Origin of the sequence: Micromonospora fiedleri (genome assembly GCF_016774385.1) — a bacterium.
GTDB classification, from domain to species: domain Bacteria; phylum Actinomycetota; class Actinomycetes; order Mycobacteriales; family Micromonosporaceae; genus Micromonospora; species Micromonospora gifhornensis.
The window spans coordinates 795,305-809,784 of record NZ_JAETXL010000002.1 but is presented as its reverse complement, the minus strand read 5'-3'; the positions used below and the strand labels follow the sequence as shown (position 1 = coordinate 809,784).

Sequence of the window (14,480 nt, the reverse complement as noted above, 5' to 3'; positions counted from 1 at the left end):
GGGAGTGATCCGCTACGGTGCCGGCATGCCCGTCGCGGTCGTGACCGACTCCACCACCTATCTGCCACCCGAACTGGTGCTGGCGCACCGACTGACCGTGGTGCCGCTGACCGTGGTGCTCAACGGTGTCGAAGGGCTGGAGGGAGTGCAGGTCTTCCCCGCCGACGCCACCCGGGCCCTGAGCGCACGACGGATCTCGGTGAGCACCTCCCGCCCGTCACCCGAACAGTTCACCCGCACCTACCGCAGCCTGCTGGAGGCCGGCGCGGAAGGCATCGTCTCGGTGCACCTGTCGGCCGCGCTCTCCGGCACCGTCGAGGCCGCCGAGTTGGCGGCGGCCCAGTTCGGCGGGCAGGTGACGGTGGTGGACAGCCGCTCCTGCGGCATGGGCCTCGGCTTTGCGAACCTCGCCGCAGCCCGGGCCGCCGCGCAGGGCGCCGACCTGGCAGGCGTACGCGCCGCAGCCGTCGACGCGGCGGGGCGTACCGCCACCTTCTTCTACGTCGACACGCTGGAGTTGCTGCGCCGGGGCGGCCGGATCAACGCGGCCGAGGCACTGCTCGGCACGGCACTGTCGGTCAAACCGATCCTGCACATGCCCGACGGCGGAATCGTGCTGAAGGACAAGGTGCGTACCGCCAGCCGAGGGGTGGCGCGCCTGGTCGACCTGGCCGTCGAGGCGGCCGGCGACGCACAGGTGGATCTCGCCGTCCACCACCTCGCCGCGCCGCAACGCGCCGAGGATCTGCTCGGTGCGCTGACGGCTCGGCTCGGCGACCGGCTGCACGACACGTACGTCACCGAGGCCGGTGCGGCCGTCGCCGCCCACGTCGGCCCCGGCCTGGCCTGCGTGGTGATCCACCGACGGCCGTGAAGCGTGAGCGAGGTGGCGGATGTCCTGTGTGGTGACCGGAGGCGGGCGGGGGATCGGACGGGGGACCGTCGAGCACCTGCTCGCCGGTGGTGAGACCGTGGTGGTGATCGAGCGGGACGCCGACGTGGTGGCCTGGGTGCCCGGGCATCCCCACGCGGACCGCCTGACCGCCGTGCTGGGCGACGCCGCCGACGAAGCGGTCACCGCCCACGCCGCCGACCTGGCGGAACGGCACCAGCCGCTCACCGGATGGGTGAACAACGCCGCGGTGTTCCGGGACGCCTCCGTGCATGACGCCCCGGTGGACGAGGTGCTCGACCTGATCACGCGCAACCTGCGGCCCGCCGTGGTCGGGGCGGCCACCGCCGTACGGCGTTTCCTCGCCGCCGAGACGCCCGGCGCCGTCGTGAACGTCTCGTCCCACCAGGCGAGCCGTCCGGTGCCGGGTTGTCTGCCGTACGCCACCGCGAAGGCCGCCGTGGAAGGACTGACCCGGGCGCTCGCGGTCGAGTACGGCCGGCACGGCATCCGGGTCAACGCGGTCGCGCTGGGTTCGGTGACGACCGAGCGGCACGAGGCGTTCCTCGCCAGCCAGGACGCCGGTGAGGCGCAGCGGATCGAGGCCGAGTTGGCCCGGCTGCACCCGGTGGGTCGGATCGGACAGCCGCAGGACGTGGCGGGGGCGGTGGCATACCTGCTGTCGCCGGCCGCCGGCTTCGTCAACGGCGTGATCCTGCCGGTCGACGGTGGGCGCAGCGTACTCGGCCTCGACCCGGAGTCGGCCTAGCACATTGAGGGCATGATCAGGGCGTTGTCCACAGAGCACTGGTTGTCCACAGCGAAGCGTTCGTGACCGACGGGCGCCGTCCCGATCGTCCTAGCCTCGCGCGGTGTCCAACGACGAGGAGACGGCGGTACGGGCGCGCCTGTGGCGACTCATGCCCGGCGCGGCCGAACGGGCTGCTGACGTAACGGCGGTTCCCGGCGCACCTGTTGCCGAGCCGGAATCCGAGGACTCAGGCCTGCCCGAGTTCTCCCTGCGCGGCCCTCGTTCGGCGTCGGTGGCGGCCTCCACGCCGCTGGATTGGCCGACGGTACCGCTACCCGTCCGCCCCACCACCATCGGCCGGAACCCCCTGCCGCCGACCGTCACCGGGCCATCCGTGGCTGGGCCTGCCCGGTTGGCTGGGTCGGGGTGGAGTGACGTCGAGCCGTCGGTCGGGCCGGGGGCGGCTGATCCGGGGCCGTCGGTCGGGCCGGAGTCGCCCGATTCGCGGTCCGGGCTCGACGCGGCCGAGGTCGCGTCGGTGTCGCGGTTGCCGGGGCCGGGGGCGTTCGATCCGGGTCGGCGGGGGGTTCGGGCGCTGGCCGTGGTGGCGGTCCTGGTGGTGCTCGGTGCCGCCGGCTGGACCTGGCGATCCCGACCCCAGGTCGAACCGGTCAGCGCGGTGACCGGTGCCCCCACGGCGGTCCCGTCCGACAACCCGGGAAACGAGCCGGGAGACGAGCCGGCCGACGGGGCGACCGGCGAGGTGGTGGTCGCGGTGGCGGGCAAGGTCCGGCGTCCCGGGCTGGTGCGACTGCCGGCCGGTGCGCGGGTCGCCGATGCCGTCGAGGCGGCCGGCGGAGCGTTGCCCGGAGTGGACGTGGCCATGCTCAACCCGGCCCGCAAGGTCGCCGACGGCGAGTTGATCGTGGTCGGCGTGGCGGCGGCCACCCCGGCGGTGGGGGCTGCGCCAGGTGCCGGCCCGGCGGCGGGCGCGGACCCGGGTGGACGGCTCAACCTCAACACGGCGAGCCAGTCCCAACTGGAAACACTGCCCGGTGTCGGGCCGGTGCTGGCCCGACGCATCATCGAGCACCGCGACGAGCACGGCGGCTTCCGGTCCGTCAGTGACCTGCGCCAGGTCAACGGCATCGGCGACGCACGGTACGAGGAACTCAAAGACCTGGTGACGGTGTGACGACGGACGGGGCACCCACCTCCCGGCGCACCTCGGCGCTGGCCGGGCTGGTGCGCTCGGGCGACGGCACCTTCGGAGCGGCCGGGGCGATCGTCGGCCTGGACGGTGCCCAGATCCCCGATCTCCGGCTGGCCGGGCTGGCCGTGGCAGCGTGGCTGACCGCCCTGGGCGGGCTGCACGTCGACGCCAGGCGGGCGCTGCTGGTGGCCGCCGTCGCGGCCGGTCTGGCCGTGCTGCTGGCACTGCACCTGATCGGGGTGGCCGGCCGTCCCGGCACGGTCGCACGTCGCTACGGCTGGATCGTGGTCTCGGTACTGATCGGCGTGGTCTGCGGCGGCGCCGCGACCTCGGCCCGACTGGCCGTACGCGACGCCGAGCCGATCCGCGCACTTGTCGACGACCGGGCACAGGTCACCGCCGAACTGGTCGTCCGGGACGATCCGCGACCGGTACGCGGCGGCATCGTGGGCCGCCCGCCCACCCTGCTGGTACGGGCCAAACTGGTGAACGTCACCGGCCCGGAGGGGCAGCGGGTGGCCGTACCGGCCCGCGTGCTGGTGCTCACCGACGATCCGGCCTGGCGGCACCTGCTGCCCGGGCAACGGCTCACCGCCGAGGGGCGGCTGACCGAACCGCGCGGTGGTGACCTGACCGCCGCCGTACTGCTCGCCGCCGGTCCGCCGGACCTGCTCGGGGCACCCTCGGCGCTGCAACGGGCCGCCGGTCGGCTGCGTGCCGGTCTGCAGCAGGCGTGTGCGTCGTTGCCGGACGAGCCCGGTGGCCTGCTGCCCGGGCTGGTGGTCGGCGACACGAGCCGGCTGCCCGACACGGTCGAAGAGGACTTCCGCGCCACGGGAATGACGCATCTCAATGCGGTATCCGGGTCCAATGTCGCGATCATCGCCGGGGCGGTGTTGCTGGTGGCCCGCTGGGCGCGGGCCGGCCCCATGCTGGCCGCCGTGCTCTGTGGGCTGGCTCTGGTGGGCTTCGTGATCCTGGTGCGTCCCTCGCCGAGTGTGGTCCGGGCGGCCACCATGGGTGCGATCGGGCTCGCCGCGCTGGCCGCCGGCCGCCCCCGAGCGGCGGTACCGGCGCTGGCCGCCGCCGTGGCGGTGCTGGTGCTGGTCGACCCGGATCTGGCCGGGGATCCCGGCTTCGCGTTGTCGGTGATGGCCACCGGTGGTCTGTTGCTGCTCGCGCCACGGTGGCGTGACGGGCTGCGGCGGCGGGGCGTACCTCCGGGGGCGGCCGAGGCGCTGGCGGTGCCGGCTGCCGCGCAGTTGGCCTGTTCACCGGTGATCGCCGGTCTGTCGGGCACCGTCAGTCTGGTCGCGGTGCCGGCGAACCTCCTCGTGGTGCCGGCGATCGCCCCGGCCACCGTGCTCGGTGTGGTGGCCGCGACGGTGTCGCCGGTCTGGCCCTTCGGCGCCGAGATGGCCGCCTGGTTGGCGCACTGGCCGGCGTGGTGGTTGGTGCTGGTCGCCCGGTACGGCGCACGCATGCCGATGGGGAACCTGCCCTGGCCGGGCGGGGTGACCGGGGCGCTGTTGCTGGCGGCGCTGACCGTGGCCCTGTTGGTCGCCGCCCGGCGGCCGGTGGTGCGCCGCCTGGTCGCGGTGGGCACGGTCGCTGTGATGCTCGGCACCGTGCCGGTGCGGGTGATCGCGCCGGGCTGGCCGCCGAAGGGCTGGGTCATCGCGGTCTGCGCCGTCGGTCAGGGTGACACGGTGGTGTTGCCGGTGGCGCCCGGGCGGGCGGTCGTCGTCGACACCGGCCCGGATCCGGGGGCGGCGGACGCCTGTCTGCGCCGGCTCGACGTGCGCCGGGTGCCGTTACTGGTGGTCAGCCACTTCCACGCCGACCACACCTCAGGGATGGCGGGGGTGTTCCGGGGGCGGCGGGTCGACCTGGTGTCGACTCCGCAGTGGCCGGAGCCGGCAACCGGGCGGAACCAGGTCCACGACACCGCCGCCACCCACGGCACCCGGGTGGTGCCTGTTGCCGCCGGATGGCGGTACCAGGCCGGGGCGGTCGACCTTCTCGTCGTCGGCCCGCCCTACCCGATGCGGGGAACCCGGTCGGATCCGAACAACAACTCGCTGGTGCTGCTCGCCACGGTGGCCGGGGTGCGGATCATGCTCACCGGCGACGCCGAGACCGAGGAGCAGCAGGCACTGCGGGAACGGTTGCCCGCACACCGGCTGCGGGCCGACGTGCTGAAGGTTGCCCATCATGGCAGCGCCTTCCAAGACGCAGCCTTCCTGGACGCGATCGCACCGGCGGTCGCTCTGGTGCCGGTGGGTGCGGGCAACACCTACGGGCATCCGAGCGACGCGGTGCTGGCCCGGTTGTCCCGAGGCGGGGCACGGGTGCTGCGTACCGACGTCGACGGGGACGTGGCGGTGGTGCTCGCCGCGTCCGGGCTGGCCGTGGTGCTGGGCGGTGTCGACCTGAGCCGGTCCACCCCGTGAAGCATGCTCATTACCGACCAGCAAATAGACCCCAATTTATGGGGATTGGCGGCAAATTAGATATATGTCTGGATTTGCGCTGTGTGCGGGGTCCGCCCGTGCGGTGCGGCTGACCGGACTGGACCGGGCCGCTGAGCGTGCGAATATGGGCGGCGTGACCGCCGCCAGTGCCGCTCCTATTGTGCTCGTCCTCGGTGATGAGGAGCTGCTCGCCACGCGTGCGGTGGCCGAAACCGTCGCCGCCGCCCGGGCCGTCGACCCGGACGTCGATGTCCGCGAATACCAGGCTGGTCAGCTCAGTGTCGGTGAGATCGACGAGATGCTCAGCCCGTCGCTGTTCGGTGGTCGCCGGGTGCTGGTGCTGCGTTCCGGTCAGGACGCCCGTAAGGACCTGGTCGCGGCCCTGCTGGCGTACGCGAAGAATCCCGACCCGGACGTGCAGCTGATCGTGCAGCATCTCGGTGCGGCCAAGGGCAAGGCGTTCGCCGACGGGCTGAAGGCGGCCGGTGCCCACATCATGCCGGCAGCCAAGCTGAAGGGGCACCGTGACCGGGTGGCCTTCGTCCGGGACGAGTTCCGTCGGGCCGGCGGGCGGTGCACCGACGACGCCGCCGAGGCGTTGATCGCCGCGGTCGGCAACGACCTGCGGGAGCTCGCCGCGGCCTGCGCACAGCTGATCGCCGACACCGACGGTCGGATCGGCGCCGACACCGTGGCCCGCTACTACCGGGGCCGGGTGGAGGTGAGTGGCTTCACCGTGGCCGACGCCACCATGGTCGGTGACCTGCCGGGTGCGCTGGAGGCGCTGCGCTGGGCCCTGCACGTCGGAGTGGACCCGGTGCCCATCGCCGATGCGCTCGCCGACGGGATCCGGACCGTCGCCCGGGTCGCCTCCGCCGGGAGGGGCAGCCCGTACCAGTTGGCGAGCAGCCTGGGCATGCCGCCGTGGAAGGTCGAACGGGCCCAGCGGCAGGCACGTGGCTGGACGCCCGAGGGGCTGGTCCAGGCGATGCAGGCGGCGGCCGAGTGCAACGCGGCGGTCAAGGGCGGCTCGGACGACCGGGCGTACGCGCTGGAACGGGCCGTCTTCTCAGTGGCCGCCGCGCGGCGGGACGGCGCCAGATGAGCGGAGCCTCCCGTGGCTCGTGGGCCACGATCCCGGCGGACGAGCAGCGGTACCGCCCGTTCTACGCCCGGGCGCTGAGGCTGCGTTTCGTCAACCCGGGCGGGGTGCTCTGCTTCCTGTTCTTCGAGGGTGCGATCGCGTTGGCGACCCTGCTCGTCCTCGCCGAACTGGTCAAGTGGTGGGCGATCGTGGTGCTGCCGACGGCGGTGGCCGTCATGGTCAAGCTCAACGATCTGGTGGCCGCGGTGGTGGTCCGTTCGGCGGCCGCCGTACCCGAGCAGGAACGCGACCGGTTCCGACGGCAGATGGAACCGGTCGTGGGGCGGGCCCAGGTCGACTGGCTGCCGCACAGCGTGCCCGGTGTGGTGGTCCGGGTCGGGTCGGCGGACAGCGTCAAGCGGACCGGCGGCACCGACGCAGCGTCCGGTCGGTCAGCAGGCAGACGAGAGTAAGCCCCAGGGCGGGGGCCCCGGGGCTTACGTCAGGTCAGCGGTCGCTGGCTCAGGAGGCGAGCGACGCCACGCGCTTGGCGATCGCCGACTTGCGGTTCGCCGCCTGGTTGGCGTGGATGACGCCCTTGCTGGCCGCCTTGTCCAGCTTGCGGGAGGCCTCCTGCATGAGCACGGCGGCCTTCTCGGTGTCACCGGCCTCAGCGGCCTCGTGGAACTTGCGGATGGCGGTCTTCAGCGACGACTTGACCGACTTGTTACGCAGCCGGCGCTTCTCGTTCTGCCGGTTGCGCTTGATCTGGGACTTGATGTTCGCCACGCGACAGCCTCGTCTTGATAGCTCGGGTTGGTCAGCTTGTGCGCGCGACGAGCATGCGTCATCGCTGCGCGAAGAGCCAGGTTACCAGGTCGGCTCGGACGAGCCAAAACGGCACCCGACCAGTCAGGTCCACGCCTGGCGGCGGGCCAGCCAGGCCAGCGCCTGCTCGCCGGTCCACCGCTGGTGGGCGGGTAGCTGGGCCGACGCCGTCGGTGGGGGCGAGGCGGCGGCCGTCAGGTGGTAGCCGGCCAGGGCGGCCAGCGTCACGTCCAGCGCGTCGGCCGGCGCGTCGGCGGCGGCCGGGTGGGTGGCGAAACGGGTGTCCACGTCCAGGCCGCTGGCGTACCCGGTGATCAGCAGTCCGGCCAGGTCGAACCAGGCCGGCCCGTGACACAGCCAGGTCCAGTCGCAGAACCAGGCGGTCGCGTCGGCGCCGATCAGGACGTTGTCCACCCGCAGGTCACCGTGGGTCAGGCCGGTCGCCTCGGCGGCGTATCCGGGCAGTTTCGACTCCAGCGCGACCAACTCGGCCAGCCGGCCCGCCACCGGTGCGGGTAGCGGTGGTGCCGGTTCCCGGCCGGCGGCCACCTCGCCCCACCAGAGGATGTCCTCCCGGGCCAGGTCGGCCAGGCGGGGCAGCCCGAGATCGGCGAGGTCGGCCGGCGGCTCGGCGAGCGCGGCGGCGATGTCGACGAACCCGGCGAGGGTGGCGTCCAACTCCGCTGGATCCCACGGCAGCCGGGGTGTGTGCCCGTCGACCGGGTCCAGGCAGAGCGCGTACCAGCCCGCCTCCCACAGGGTCCAGCGCAGTCGCGGAACGGGCAGCCCGGTGGGTAGCCGGGTGAGGATGGCGGCCTCCCGGGCGTACCAGTCGACCAGGTGTGGCTGCTCGGCGTGGGCCGCGGCCTTGACGAACGCGCTGCCGCCGTCGGCGGTGCGCAGCACCGCGGCGAAACCCCGGGTGAAGCCGGCGGTGGCGACCCGGGCCTCGACCACCGGCGCGCCGAGGCGGGCCGACAACGCGGACCGGACCGCCGCCGGCAGGGCCGCCCAGCCGGGCCGCTGGGCGGTGGCGTGGTACGACACGGGCGACGCAGGCGAGTTGCTCACCCCACCATGCTGCCGGCAACCGTGCGGTGGCGTCCGCGTGCCGTGCGGTGGTGGTGGCGGCGTCTGCCAGACTGCCAGGCCATGAGGACCGACGAGTTCTGGCAGTTGATCGACAGCGCCCGGTCCGGTGGGGGAGAGCCGGACGCCATCGCCGCTCGGGCCGCCGCGCTGCTCGCCGCCCGCGACCCCGAGGAGATCATCGGGTACGCCCGCCACCAGCGGCGTGTCCTCACCGCCTCCTACCGGGTCGACCTGTGGGGTGCGGCGTACCTGATCAACGGCGGCGCCTCCGACGACGGCTTCGAGTATTTCCGGGGCTGGCTGATGACCCAGGGTCGGGAGGTCTTCGCCCGTGCCGTGGCCGACCCGGACTCGCTGGCCGACCTGCCGCGCGTGCGGTCCGCCTCGCTCAGCGGCGAGGAGTTCGAGTGCGAGGACATGTTGGCGGTGCCGTGGGACGCGTACCGCAAGGCGACCGCGACCGAACTCCCCACCGACCGGGAATCGCCGCCGGTGCCCGACCTGAACGACTTCTGGGACTTCGACGACGCCGACGAGGCGCGGCGTCGGTTGCCCAAGCTCGCGGCCCTCTTCGTGGAGCCGCCGCAGGAGTGACGGACGCCCGGCCGACGCTCGGCGGGGACGTGGGAGCATAGAGGGGGCCGGCACGAGCCGGCCTGCTCAACGTCAGCCGACCAGAACGGACCGCTGTGCCACCGACGCTCGATACCGGCGCGAACGCTCCTGGTGCCACCGACCCGGCGCGGATCAGGAACTTCTGCATCATCGCTCACATCGACCATGGGAAGTCGACCCTGGCCGACCGGATGTTGCAGCTCACCGGTGTGGTCGACCCTCGGCAGATGCGTGCGCAGTACCTCGACCGGATGGACATCGAGCGCGAGCGCGGCATCACCATCAAGAGCCAGGCCGTACGGATGCCGTGGACCATCCGCGATGGTGAGCGGGCCGGCGAGCAGGCCGTGCTCAACATGATCGACACTCCGGGGCACGTGGACTTCACCTACGAGGTGTCCCGCTCCCTGGCCGCCTGCGAGGGCGCGATCCTGCTGGTCGACGCCGCCCAGGGCATCGAGGCGCAGACCCTGGCGAACCTGTATCTCGCCCTCGAGAACGACCTGCACATCATCCCGGTGCTCAACAAGATCGACCTGCCGGCCGCCCAGCCGGAGAAGTACGCCGAGGAGCTCGCCCACCTGATCGGCGGTGACCCGGCGGACTGCATCAAGGTCTCCGGCAAGACCGGCGTGGGTGTGCCGCACCTGCTCGACGAGATCGTCCGGCAGTTCGTTCCGCCGGTCGGTGACGCCGACGCGCCGGCCCGCGCGATGATCTTCGACTCGGTGTACGACGTCTACCGGGGCGTGGTCACCTACGTCCGGGTGATCGACGGGCGGATCAGCGCCCGCGACCGGATCAAGATGATGTCCACCGGCGCGGTGCACGAGTTGCTGGAGATCGGCGTCATCTCGCCGGAGATGGTGAAGTCCGACGCCCTCGGTGTCGGCGAGGTCGGTTACCTGATCACCGGTGTGAAGGACGTCCGCCAGTCCCGGGTCGGTGACACGGTCACCATCAACGGGCGCCCGGCGGCCGAGCCGCTCGGCGGCTACAAGGACCCGAAGCCGATGGTCTACTCGGGTCTTTATCCGATCGACGGCTCGGACTACCCGGCCCTGCGGGACGCGCTGGACAAGCTCAAGCTCAACGACGCCGCGCTGACCTATGAGCCGGAGACCTCCGGCGCGCTCGGCTTCGGGTTCCGCTGCGGCTTCCTCGGCCTGCTGCACCTGGAGATCATCGGGGAGCGACTGGAGCGCGAGTTCAACCTGGACCTGATCTCCACCGCCCCGAACGTGGTCTACCGTGCCATCCAGGAGGACGGCACGGAAGTCATCGTCACCAACCCGAGCGAGTACCCCACGGGCAAGATCGCCGAGGTGTACGAGCCGACGGTGCGGGCCAGCGTGCTGACCCCGAACGACTACGTCGGCGCGGTGATGGAACTGTGCCAGAGCCGCCGGGGCAGCCTGCTCGGCATGGAATACCTCTCCGCCGACCGGGTGGAGCTGCGCTACACCCTTCCGCTGGCCGAGATCATCTTCGACTTCTTCGACCAGCTCAAGAGCCGTACCAAGGGCTACGCCTCGCTGGACTACGAGCCGACCGACGAGCAGGCGTCCGACCTGGTGAAGGTCGACATCCTGCTGCACGGCGAGCCGGTGGACGCCTTCAGCGCCATCGTGCACAAGGACAAGGCGTACGCCTACGGCACCACGATCGCCGCGAAGCTGCGAAACCTGATCCCGCGCCAGCAGTTCGAGGTGCCGATCCAGGCCGCCATCGGCAGCCGGGTCATCGCCCGGGAGACCATCCGGGCGATCCGCAAGGACGTGCTCGCCAAGTGCTACGGCGGTGACATCAGCCGCAAGCGCAAGCTGCTGGAGAAGCAGAAGGAAGGCAAGAAGCGGATGAAGATGGTGGGCCGGGTGGAGGTCCCGCAGGAGGCCTTCATCGCCGCACTCTCCTCCGACTCCGGCGACGGGAAGCCCGCCGGCAAGAAGTAACCCCGCCGCAGGCGCGGTCGTCGTTTTCGCCGCAATGGCGGTCACCAGGCAATCCGGTGACCGCCATTGCGGCGAAACCGTGTTGACCCACGGGTACGGGCAGGGCGGTGAAGCCGGCGGACTGTCGACCGGCATAGGTCGGTTTGAGTTCTTCGCGGGTCGGGCATTAGGCGGTCACGACAGGAAAACCACAAATGTGGATCGTCTTTTGTGAAGGAGAGCGACCATGGAGCTCACCGTCTGGGGCATCATCACCGCGCTGATCGTCGGTCTGATCGTCGGCGCACTGGGCCGCCTGGTGGTGCCGGGCCGTCAGCCCATGCCGATCTGGCTGCACATGCTCATCGGTGTCGGTGCCGCGCTGCTCGGTACCGTGATCGCCCGCGCCTCCGGCTTCGCCGAGACCGCCGGCATCGACTGGCGGGAGCTGATGCTCCAGGTGCTGCTGGCCGCCATCGCGGTCGCGCTGGTCGTCGGGGTCGGCCGCAGTCGCCGGGGCGTCACCCACCGGTAATCGCTGATCACGAAAAAGGCACCCGACCTCAATGGTCGGGTGCCTTTTCGTCAGCCGTCCACGTTCCGCCTACCGCGACCATCCTGTCGCGGTAGGCAGCGCGGCAAAAGGCCCTTTGTCCCACGCGACAGCGTCGGACAAAGGGCCTTTTCCTAGATGCTCAGCGGAGCCAGGGGATGTTGCGGTTCAGCAGACCGCGCTCCTTGAGCTCCTTGCGCAGCGGGATCTCGTCGTCGATGTAGCCGTCCCAGTTGATGCCCCAGTAGTTCGCGGTGTGGGTGCCCTCACCGCAGAGCTGGCGCTGCACCGGCGTGCGGTTGTTCCACCACTCGCCATCCTTGTCGATGTGCAGCTCGTCGAGCGGACGGATCCACCGGTAGGTGTAGCCGACGAAGAGCATCTTGCGGGTGATGGTCGACAGGTTCGTCGACCGCGAGTGCCACTGGCGCCGGTCGAAGATGAAGGCGTCGCCCGGCTTGGCGGTGATCTCGACGGTGCCCTCCGGGTCCGGGTTGTGCACCGTGGTGTCCGCCGGACGCGGCAGCGAGTTCCACAGGTGGCTGCCCGGGATGACCTTGGTCGCGCCGCGGCCGGTCTCCGAGAGGTCGGAGAGCACGTAGGCGACCTTCAGCGAGAACATCGGCCGGGGCAGGTTCGGGTCCATCGTCTCCGGGTCGGAGTTCTGCCGGTACCCGTCCTGGTGCCACCCCCAGTACGGCTTCTCCGGCTCCAGCGCCGGAGGAGTCACGTCGAGGTGGTTGTGGTGCGAGTAGATGTTCCACCCGGCCAGGCCCCACATGTACGGGAAGGCGATCGGGTGGGTGAGCAGGTCACCGAAGAGCTCGTCGCGCTCAAGGAAGCCCAGCAGGTGCAGGGTGCCGTCCTTGGTCGTGTTGCCCTTGGCCTTCTCCTCGGCGTACACCCGGTCGACCGCGGCTTCGAGGGCCGCCCGGTGGTCCTCGGTCAGGACGTTGCGCAGCAGGAGAAAGCCCTGCTCGTGGAACTCCTTGCGGTCGACGTCACTGATCGGTTCATAGCCGGTGCGGTCGCCGTAGTCGAAAGCCACGTCGTACCCCTCCCCAAGAGGTGAAACCATTTCTGGCACAGGTGGCCGATCGTAACGCGCCATCGCATCGGCTGCCGGACCGCCCGCATCGATCCCGGCGATGATGGCGACGCACCGCATTGACACGACTACCGGCAGCCACTCAGAGTGGCAATGCCGGGCTATTGATGGCGGAATGCCGGTTTTTGCGGTTACTGCGGGTAAGGAGATCGGGGCCTGTCAGGCGTCCGCGAATACCTCGGCGACGACCTCGGCATGCTCTGGCGAACCGTCACCGACCCGGCTCCACGAACCACCCCGGTTGGTCCACTCCAGGTCGCCGAAGCGCACCCGTTTCACCCCGTGATCGTTGGCGTGGGCGACCAGCCAGTGCGCGTACCGCCAGCCCTCGAGTTGGTTCGCCGCGGTGACCGTGAGCCCGGTCAGATGCGCCGTGGTCGCCGAGGCGGTCAACCCCCAGTCGAGGTTGAGACCCTGGGTCAGCGCGGTGGCGGCAGCCTCACCCCGCATCGCCGGATCGCCGCCGAAGGTGCAGACCACCGCACCCGTGGCGTGGCCGAGCAGCGCGCGGGTGAGCACCTCCGACTCGTCGGCCCACTTCTCGTACGCCTCCGGGAAGGCGGACCGCTGCACCTTCTGCGCCGCGTCGGTGACCCGCATGTCCTGCCAGCCGCGCACCTTCTTCAGCGCGGCGTAGAACCGGTCGGCCGCGTACCGGGGATCACGGATCTTCTCGGGGGTGCCCCAGCCCTGGCTCGGCCGCTGCTGGAACAGGCCGACCGAGTCGCGGTCACCGCCGGCCAGGTTGCGCAGCCCGGACTCCTGGTAGGCGGTGGCGAGCGCCACCACCACGGCCCGGTCGGGAAGCTCGTGCTGGATGCCGATGGCCGCGATGGTCGCCGCGTTGGCCATCTGATGAGCGTCGAGGGTCACCTTCCCGTCGGCCTGCACCGTGCAGGCCCGGCTGGCCAGCGGCAGCCGTAGTCGCTCTCCCACCTGCCGCATGCCGAGCACGATGCCGATCACGGCGACCAGCACGACGACCAGGAAACCGCCCACGACCACCCGAGTTCGCACCCACACCTCCCGTACGACGTCCGCCGAAAGCGTACGTCCCTCAGCGCCCGGCTTGGGTCGTCCGACCAGTTCCACCGCAAGCGCGCGATCCGCGTCGGGACGGAAGTTCCCCGATAGCGGCCGATCCTCACCTGTCGAGTTCGGCGACCCAGCGCGGCGGACGCTTCTCCCGGAACGCGGTGACCCCCTCGATGCCGTCACCGGACAGGAAGTAGCCGGTGGACAGGGCGCTCAGCTCCGCAAGGTCGGCGCGCAGGTCGGTGGCGGGCGGACGGCGCAACAGTTCCTTCGCCCCGGCCAGCGCCGACGGCGCGCCCCGCACCAGCGAGTCGAGGTAGCGCTGCACCGAGGCGTCCAACTCGTCGGCCGGCACCGCGGCGGTGACCAGACCGATCTGCGCCGCCCGCCGGCCGTCGAAGGTGTCGCCGGTCAGGTACAGCTCGGCCGCCGCCCGGGGGTGCAGCCGGGGCAGCACGGTCGCCGAGATCACCGCCGGGATCACCCCGATGCGTACCTCGGTGAAGGCGAAGGTGGCCTCGGCGGCGCAGATCGCCAGGTCGGCCGCCGCGATCAGGCCCAGACCACCGGCTCGGGCCGGGCCGGCGACCCGGGCCAGCACCGGCTTCGGGCACTGCCAGACCGCCGCGAGCACGTCACCCAGCATCCCCGCGGGCACCGTCCCGCTGGCGTACGCCGCTGCCGTCTCCTTCAGGTCCGCCCCGGAACAGAAGACCGGGCCGGTGTGGTCCAGCACGATCACCCGGACCGTGTCGTCGGCGACCGCGGCGTCCAGCCCGGCCAGCAGTTGGGTCATCAACGGCGTGGAGAGCGCGTTGCGGTTGTGTGGGCTGTCCAGGGTGAGGGTGCTCACCCCGCGGGCCGTGGTGACCCGTACCAGCGCGTCGGGAGAGGTCATGGGAGG

14 protein-coding genes are annotated in these 14,480 nt (G+C 71.5%); 9 read left to right on the top strand and 5 right to left on the bottom strand.

What is annotated here, in order from left to right:
* The first annotated feature begins 25 nt into the window (after positions 1-25).
* The 6 genes from JMF97_RS07675 (at position 26) to JMF97_RS07650 (ending at position 6,887) form a co-directional block, all read left to right on the top strand.
* Entirely contained in the window at positions 26-874 is an 849-nt protein-coding gene (locus tag JMF97_RS07675; RefSeq protein WP_043725501.1) for a DegV family protein, read from the top strand.
* Positions 875-893: 19 nt separating this feature from the next.
* Entirely contained in the window at positions 894-1,661 is a 768-nt protein-coding gene (locus tag JMF97_RS07670) for an SDR family NAD(P)-dependent oxidoreductase (RefSeq protein WP_203220837.1), read from the top strand.
* Positions 1,662-1,764: 103 nt separating this feature from the next.
* Positions 1,765-2,838, top strand: coding sequence for a ComEA family DNA-binding protein (locus JMF97_RS07665; protein ID WP_412101254.1), 1,074 nt, complete (start codon positions 1,765-1,767; stop codon positions 2,836-2,838).
* A 113-nt stretch (positions 2,839-2,951) separates the two neighbouring features.
* Positions 2,952-5,309: a ComEC/Rec2 family competence protein gene (locus tag JMF97_RS07660; protein WP_203220929.1), complete on the top strand. Its 2,358-nt coding sequence runs from the start codon at positions 2,952-2,954 to the stop codon at positions 5,307-5,309.
* A 145-nt stretch (positions 5,310-5,454) separates the two neighbouring features.
* Positions 5,455-6,435, top strand: coding sequence for a DNA polymerase III subunit delta (gene holA, locus JMF97_RS07655; protein ID WP_203220836.1), 981 nt, complete (start codon positions 5,455-5,457; stop codon positions 6,433-6,435).
* A complete protein-coding gene (locus JMF97_RS07650) occupies positions 6,432-6,887 on the top strand; it encodes a hypothetical protein (RefSeq protein WP_203220835.1) in 456 nt (151 codons plus the stop codon). The genes holA and JMF97_RS07650 overlap by 4 nt, the downstream gene beginning before the upstream one ends.
* A gap of 49 nt (positions 6,888-6,936) precedes the next feature.
* On the opposite strand, the gene rpsT is transcribed toward JMF97_RS07650, so the two are convergent.
* Positions 6,937-7,203, bottom strand: a complete 267-nt coding sequence (gene rpsT / locus JMF97_RS07645) for a 30S ribosomal protein S20 (protein ID WP_203220834.1) — start codon at positions 7,201-7,203, stop codon at positions 6,937-6,939.
* Positions 7,204-7,326: 123 nt separating this feature from the next.
* Positions 7,327-8,313 carry a phosphotransferase family protein gene (locus JMF97_RS07640; protein ID WP_307816807.1) on the bottom strand — a complete coding sequence of 329 codons (987 nt, stop codon included), beginning with the start codon at positions 8,311-8,313 and terminating at the stop codon, positions 7,327-7,329.
* A gap of 81 nt (positions 8,314-8,394) precedes the next feature.
* On the opposite strand from JMF97_RS07640, the gene JMF97_RS07635 reads away from it, so the two are divergent.
* The 3 genes from JMF97_RS07635 to JMF97_RS07625 all read left to right on the top strand — a co-directional run bounded on the left by JMF97_RS07635 (position 8,395) and on the right by JMF97_RS07625 (position 11,415).
* The gene (locus tag JMF97_RS07635; protein WP_203220833.1) at positions 8,395-8,928 is read left to right on the top strand and encodes a DUF4240 domain-containing protein; all 534 of its coding nucleotides are present in this window, start codon (positions 8,395-8,397) and stop codon (positions 8,926-8,928) included.
* A gap of 95 nt (positions 8,929-9,023) precedes the next feature.
* Positions 9,024-10,901, top strand: coding sequence for a translation elongation factor 4 (lepA, locus tag JMF97_RS07630; RefSeq protein WP_203220832.1), 1,878 nt, complete (start codon positions 9,024-9,026; stop codon positions 10,899-10,901).
* A gap of 226 nt (positions 10,902-11,127) precedes the next feature.
* Complete coding sequence (locus tag JMF97_RS07625; protein WP_203220831.1) at positions 11,128-11,415, top strand: GlsB/YeaQ/YmgE family stress response membrane protein; 288 nt, start codon at positions 11,128-11,130, stop codon at positions 11,413-11,415.
* A gap of 160 nt (positions 11,416-11,575) precedes the next feature.
* On the opposite strand, the gene JMF97_RS07620 is transcribed toward JMF97_RS07625, so the two are convergent.
* The 3 genes from JMF97_RS07620 to JMF97_RS07610 all read right to left on the bottom strand — a co-directional run bounded on the left by JMF97_RS07620 (position 11,576) and on the right by JMF97_RS07610 (position 14,474).
* Entirely contained in the window at positions 11,576-12,481 is a 906-nt protein-coding gene (locus JMF97_RS07620) for a phytanoyl-CoA dioxygenase family protein (RefSeq protein WP_307816805.1), read from the bottom strand.
* Between the two features lie 219 nt (positions 12,482-12,700).
* A complete protein-coding gene (locus JMF97_RS07615; protein WP_203220829.1) occupies positions 12,701-13,564 on the bottom strand; it encodes a hypothetical protein in 864 nt (287 codons plus the stop codon).
* Positions 13,565-13,685: 121 nt separating this feature from the next.
* Positions 13,686-14,474, bottom strand: coding sequence for an enoyl-CoA hydratase-related protein (locus JMF97_RS07610; protein WP_203220828.1), 789 nt, complete (start codon positions 14,472-14,474; stop codon positions 13,686-13,688).
* Between the last annotated feature and the right edge of the window lie 6 nt (positions 14,475-14,480).